The sequence below is a fragment of the Planktothrix sp. genome (assembly GCF_046067725.1).
Taxonomy (GTDB): Bacteria; Cyanobacteriota; Cyanobacteriia; order Cyanobacteriales; family Microcoleaceae; genus Planktothrix.
On record NZ_JBJUDF010000342.1, the window covers coordinates 1 to 4905 of the forward strand.

Sequence of the window (4905 nt, forward strand, 5' to 3'; positions counted from 1 at the left end):
ACGGGCGGGTGAAATTCCCGAACTGAAATATTTGTTTGCTGCTTAGGAGGTGAAGATGAGGGTCATTAATACAAGGGGTGAGTGCTAAAGTGCTTGCCCTTTTGATTTTGGGTAAAGTGATGAAAGAAAAAGAAATTGTATAGCGCTACGCGCATACGTTAGGACTATTTCTAAATGCAGCATCCACGCATTCTCTTACAGTCGGAAATTCGTTTAATCTCTGTTTCATCCATGTCTTTAATACAGCCCACCAGTTTTCAATCTTGTTCAAGTCGGGAGAATATGGCGGCAGATACCAAATTTCACATCCGGCTCCTTCGACGAGTTCTTTGATAGATTCCCCTTTATGAAAGCTGGCATTATCAATAATAATAATGTCTCCTGGTTTTAGCACAGGTAGTAAACAATTCTTCAACCCGGCTTCAAATAAATCTTTATTACATGACCCTTCAAAGGTTAAAGGAGCTAATAATTTACCTTCTTTCAATGCTGATAGCCAACTAACTCTTTCTCTTTTTTTACCTGACTTGAGAGCATAACATCTTTCCCCTATCGGGCTGTAGCCATACGGGTAATCCTCACGATTATCAAATCCTGCTTCGTCTACATAAACTTTTCTGCTCCTCTCTATTAGCTCTAGTTTTTGCATAAATTCTCGTCTTTTTTCTTCATCCCTTTCCCGATACCCATAAGTTTTTTTTTCGACTTATACCCAGTTTTCGACAAGCATAACTAATATTCTGTTGCGTCGCTTCACACCCCCATAATTCCGCCATTTGTTTTTGGGTTTTGTCACTATTTTCTTTGGCAAATTCTCGAAATTTTTCTAGGTCTTTAATTTTCGGTTCAGTTCCTACTCCTACTGGTGGGCTGGCTTGATAGTCTCCTGTTTCTCTTTCTTTTTTTAGCCATAGATCTAATGTGTTGCGACTTATTTTAAAAAAACGACTTACCTGTATTTTCTTTTCTCCTCTTTTCACTGCTGCTAGAGCCTTGGAGCGTAAATCGTAACTATAAGGTGCAGGCATAACTATTTTCCCTTATTGAGCTATTACTGAATCTTATCATACTTTTTCCTAACCATAGCGCGTAGCGCTATAGAGAGGATTACCCGTATGGCTACAGCCCGATAGGGGAAAGATGTTATGCTCTCAAGTCGGGTAAAAAAAGAGAAAGAGTCAGCTGGCTATCAGCATTGAAAGAAGGGAAATTATTGGCTCCTTTAACCTTTGAAGGGTCATGTAATAAAGATTTATTTGAAGCCTGGTTAAAAAATTGTTTGCTGCCTGTGCTAGAACCTGGAGACATTATTATTATTGATAACGCCAGTTTTCATAAAGGGGAATCTATCAAAGAACTCATTGAAGGAGCCGGATGTGAAATTTGGTATCTGCCGCCATATTCTCCCGACTTGAACAAGATTGAAAACTGGTGGGCTGTTTTAAAGACATGGATGAAACAGAGATTAAACGAATTTCAAACCGTCAGAGAATGTGTGGATGCTGCCTTTATAAATTGTCCTTCGGCATTTGAAATAAACACTGAAACTTTTCTTTATGGTCGAATGTGAATGAAAACTGTCACTTCAATAAATCTTTAAATTTGCTTGTTATCTTCGTTGCTGTCAAGGTGATTGTTATTTTGAAGAAATCAATTAGAAAAGTTTAGGAGGTTACTAAAATGTTTTTTTTAGTAGTAGATTCTAGTTGTAGTGATTTTACTTGCTTCTTGATAAATTTTGTTTTAGTTCCTGTTTTGGAGTTTCTCAAGAGATTTTTACCTATATTTTCTCCTCTGGTCGAATTGCTACTTATATTAGGGTTTGGAGTTGCTTTTTTTATTGGGCTAGGTTATAAAGACAAAAGATGGTTTGTTGTAGTGTTGATATTAGCTGCACTTACCCTTGTAATAGGGTTTAATCCTCCAAATATTGCTGAAATAATTCAACCTGTAGATGGTCAAAAGTTTTCACCTGCTCAACAGAACAAAAACACAGAGTTAAAAATAGAATTTCTCATTTACAATCCCAAGAAACATTTATGGATTGTAGGAGATTCACATGAAGGTGCAACAAAAGATGCAGCACGTTGGTATCCTCAAAACAGTCTTGATAACAAAGAATACTGCTCAAAGATTCCTGGTGAATTGACAATGACTTGCCAATTATACATTGGTACTCCTTCCGACAAAGAAGATACGGATACAGTTTATCTTTTTTTGGCAGACGATAATGCTAATGAAAAGCTGAAAAAGCATTTAGATAAAGCCACTAATCCAAATTCTAATATACCAATGAAACTGCCCGATGGATTGACTGTGATAGATAAAATAGAAATTGTATATACGGGGTTTGAGTAGCAAATGTGCAGAAAGTGCCGTTAAGGATTTGGCTTTCGTGCGATTCGTTAAACCTTAGTTGAAGTGGTATAAAACGGATTGAGATTTGTTAAGAAAAGTCAACTTCTAAAACCCTTGTTGTAATTGAGTTTTAGCCTTACCGTAAGTTTCTGCACCATTGCTACTCAAACCTTTCTACTGAGGTGCAGCTTCCTGGGGGTCTTTCGGTTTTTTCTCAAACACTTGAATTGCGGGTTCGACCAAGACAAAGCCATCGGGAGTAGCTTCTCCCAACTTCCCAGCTATCGCTGCCACCCACATCGGATAATTCGCTTGCGCTTCCTCTAGTTTTTTGAACATTTTTGGCTTCACTGTTATTGTGAAGATTCTGCCATCACAGTCCACAGCAAATTGCTTCCAGTTATTCTCAACCGTCTGAACATCCGTTGGAAATTCCGTAATTTTAAGGGTTAATTCCAGCTTCCCTGTAACTGCCATATCTTAATTGAGATGATTTCAACACCATCCAGATTGTAAACCCAAACGTGAGTAACGTTTTCCATTAATTCCTTAGCCTAAGTTTCTGTTCGACTGCTCACTTCACCCCCAAACCCCCAAACACGCTATAGTAATCGGTAATTCTTTCTAATACCATTTATGAATAGTCAATCTGAATTGTCATTAGTGAAAAAATTAACAGCGATCGCCACTTTTTTACCAGCATTTAAAGAGGGAAAAGGCTTGTCTAGTCTCAATCAGTTCGTAGATGCTGCCTATGCAAATAATTGGGTAAGCAGCGATATCAATTGGGTAGAATGGATATTACGAAGTTAGCACTGGCAACACTACTACTAAAAATTAATATCGCTAAAGTTGCAAACCCTAAAAAAGTATAGTTAATACGTTTAGGCGGTTGTTCATTAAAAACAGGAGGTTCGGGTTTTTGGGGCGGACTAGGTTTCGCTGGCAAAGTCGCTAAGACAAGAGAAGGTTGAGGCGGTGTCCCATTAAGAATATAAATCACTTTTTCGGGGTAAAATAGTGCTGGGTATTCAGTAGGATATTGAAAGGACGTAATTGTAATTCTGTTTAACATGGGTCATTAATTCTTTATTTGATTTACAAAGGTTTAAACCATTCATAACAAATTAGCTAGATATCTTCTGATTCAACAAATTTGAGTGGTCAATCAAACTGATTAATGGTTCAAGTATGCACCCTCTCCCATGCCTGATCAATTCCTTCTTTCACTTTAATTAACCCAGTCATCACATACTGCCAATAACCCTGTTTCCCATCGGCATTAATGGCATTACACCAACGTTGGGCTGCTGCTTTTTTAACTTCCCTTAATTCATCCCATCCCTTAGTTTCTAAGATGAGATTGTTATATGAAATCCTGAAAAGTATGCTACAATTATGGGGAGCGATCGCCAGCAAAAAAACAGCCTTCAGGAAGAAAACAACAACAAAGGAACAGCTTTGGTGAGTGGGGAAGGCGATCGCGAAGCCCAAAAATAATGGCTCAGAGGAGGAGAGTAGTAATGACAGGAATAATCAAGCTCAACATTGTGGAATCAGCCGAAGAATTATTAGAAGAATTGAAAAAGTCAGAGAATAGGGAGTGGAAAGAAAGAATACAGACATTATATTGGCTGAAGACTATTCAGGTAGAAAGTGTAGGAGCGATCGCCAACTTAACAGGAAAACATAGAACAACAGTATCAAGGTGGTTAAGTCAATATAGGAAAGAAGGATTAAAAGGGTTATTAACAGAAGGGAAAAGTACAGGAAGAACAAGTAAAATCCCAGCCGAAGTGGAAGAAAAGTTAAAAAAAGAATTACAAGAAGAGGAAGGATTTTCGTCCTATAAAGAAGTACAGATGTGGTTAAAAGCAGTAGAAGGAATAGAGATGAGCTATAGCCGAGTCCATCATCTGGTGCATTACAAATTAAAAGCCAAATTGAAAGTACCACGTCCAGTTCATATCAAGCAAGAGCCTGGGGCGGTAGAAGAGTTTAAAAAAAACTGAAAACCCAGATAGAACAGAGGCTAACCCAGGAGAAAGAAAAAGTCAAAAACTATAATAAACTCCGGTATTGGTGTGAAGATGAATCGAGATTAGGATTAATAACATTATGGGCGAGAAAGCTAACAGCAAAGGGAGTACAGCCAATAGGAATAGAACAATGGTGCTTTGATTACTTGTGGTTATACGGTTTGGTAGAACCGCAAACGGGAGAAAGCTTTTTTGCTGAATTTTCTCATGTAGATGGGGTTTGTTTTCAACAGTATTTAAAATGGTTTGCCGAAAAATATCCAGAGGAACTACATATCATTCAATTAGATAATGGTCGATTACATACAGGGTTGACACTAGAAATTCCAGAGAATGTCATCCTGTTATTCCAACCCCCCTATAGTCCACAAGTTAACCCAATAGAAAGATTATGGAAACAGATTAAAAAGAAATTGAAATGGGAACTCTTTGAAAACCTGGACAGTTTGAGAAATCGGCTCTCTCAAGTTTTACAGGAGTTAACACCCCAAGCTATTAAATCTGTGAC

7 protein-coding genes and 1 pseudogene are annotated in these 4905 nt (G+C 37.9%); 5 read left to right on the top strand and 3 right to left on the bottom strand.

Annotation, left to right across the window (positions count from 1 at the left end; genetic code table 11):
- Positions 1-145 precede the first annotated feature (145 nt).
- Positions 146-1028, bottom strand: a protein-coding gene (locus ACKPEB_RS21280; RefSeq protein ID WP_408967017.1) for an IS630 family transposase whose coding sequence is annotated in 2 segments (ribosomal slippage) — positions 146-700 and positions 702-1028 — 882 coding nt in all. Because the reading frame shifts where the segments join, the coding sequence is not laid out codon by codon here.
- 71 nt (positions 1029-1099) lie between these two features.
- Here ACKPEB_RS21280 and ACKPEB_RS21285 point away from each other — a divergent pair.
- A pseudogene (locus tag ACKPEB_RS21285) lies at positions 1100-1570 on the top strand (IS630 family transposase); the annotation flags it as partial.
- Between the two features lie 110 nt (positions 1571-1680).
- Positions 1681-2358, top strand: coding sequence for a hypothetical protein (locus ACKPEB_RS21290; RefSeq protein ID WP_408967018.1), 678 nt, complete (start codon positions 1681-1683; stop codon positions 2356-2358).
- A gap of 174 nt (positions 2359-2532) precedes the next feature.
- Here the strand turns inward: ACKPEB_RS21290 and ACKPEB_RS21295 are convergent, their stop codons facing one another.
- Both ACKPEB_RS21295 and ACKPEB_RS21300 read right to left on the bottom strand, forming a co-directional pair.
- Complete coding sequence (locus tag ACKPEB_RS21295; protein WP_408967019.1) at positions 2533-2835, bottom strand: hypothetical protein; 303 nt, start codon at positions 2833-2835, stop codon at positions 2533-2535.
- Between the two features lie 304 nt (positions 2836-3139).
- Positions 3140-3433, bottom strand: a complete 294-nt coding sequence (locus ACKPEB_RS21300; RefSeq protein ID WP_408967021.1) for a hypothetical protein — start codon at positions 3431-3433, stop codon at positions 3140-3142.
- A 210-nt stretch (positions 3434-3643) separates the two neighbouring features.
- Here ACKPEB_RS21300 and ACKPEB_RS21305 point away from each other — a divergent pair, with 210 nt between their 5' ends.
- From ACKPEB_RS21305 to ACKPEB_RS21315, 3 genes are all read left to right on the top strand, one after another.
- Complete coding sequence (locus ACKPEB_RS21305; RefSeq protein ID WP_408967022.1) at positions 3644-3826, top strand: hypothetical protein; 183 nt, start codon at positions 3644-3646, stop codon at positions 3824-3826.
- 55 nt (positions 3827-3881) lie between these two features.
- On the top strand, positions 3882-4370 hold the full coding sequence (locus tag ACKPEB_RS21310) for a helix-turn-helix domain-containing protein (protein WP_408967023.1): 489 nt from the start codon (positions 3882-3884) through the stop codon (positions 4368-4370).
- A gap of 8 nt (positions 4371-4378) precedes the next feature.
- Positions 4379-4905: IS630 family transposase (locus tag ACKPEB_RS21315; protein WP_408967024.1), on the top strand; the 527-nt coding region annotated here is incomplete at its 3' end.